Genomic DNA, 285 nt, shown 5'->3' on the forward strand with positions numbered 1-285 from the left:
CTTTTCTATAGAGAGTCCACGGCTTTCATGCTTCGGGACTGCTATCGGCTCGAATTGTCCGTTACGGTCACGTGGAATGGTAATGACAGTCTCTCCGTGTTCGGTCTGGATTTTCTTCGGATAACTGCCATTACGTGAGTTACCACTGTTATTACCGGCCACGGAATTCTTTTCATAGCCCAGATGGGCATCCATTTCGCCTTCAAGCATCTTCTCTAATACTTGGGCATGCAACTGCTTCAGAAACTTGCTAACATCGGCTTCGGTCTTGAACTGGCTAAGGAA

Annotated in this window: 1 protein-coding gene; it reads right to left on the bottom strand. The window is 47.4% G+C overall.

All coding sequences use genetic code 11. The features are described 5' to 3' along the window. On the bottom strand, positions 1-285 hold a 285-nt coding region (locus M3090_RS15765), incomplete at both ends, for a transposase (protein ID WP_249057824.1).

Source organism: Bacteroides sp. ET71, from assembly GCF_023336905.1.
Taxonomy (GTDB): domain Bacteria; phylum Bacteroidota; class Bacteroidia; order Bacteroidales; family Bacteroidaceae; genus Bacteroides.